This window comes from Bacillus sp. mrc49, assembly GCF_002803435.1.
This window is the reverse complement of the sequence record NZ_PHNG01000354.1, coordinates 1-340: the sequence shown is the minus strand read 5'-3', so window position 1 is coordinate 340 and position 340 is coordinate 1. Positions and strand designations below refer to the sequence as shown.

Annotated in this window: 1 rRNA gene; it reads right to left on the bottom strand. The window is 54.4% G+C overall.

Annotated features, from left to right (window positions below):
- Positions 1-24 precede the first annotated feature (24 nt).
- Positions 25-340, bottom strand: a 23S ribosomal RNA gene (locus CVN76_RS02295); the annotation flags it as partial.

The following is a 340-nucleotide window of genomic DNA, read 5'->3' as shown; positions in this document are numbered from 1 at the left end:
GTCGCACAAAGCGACTCAAATGATAGGATCAAGCCTCACGAGCAATTAGTATCGGTTAGCTTAACGCCTCACAGCGCTTCCACACCCGACCTATCAACGTCCTGGTCTCGAACGACTCTTCAGGGAGGTCAAGCCTCCAGGGAAGTCTCATCTTCAGGCAAGTTTCCCGCTTAGATGCTTTCAGCGGTTATCTCTTCCGAACTTAGCTACCCGGCGATGCGACTGGCGTCACAACCGGTACACCAGAGGTTCGTCCACTCCGGTCCTCTCGTACTAGGAGCAGCCCCCGTCAAACTTCCAACGCCCACTGCAGATAGGGACCAAACTGTCTCACGACGTT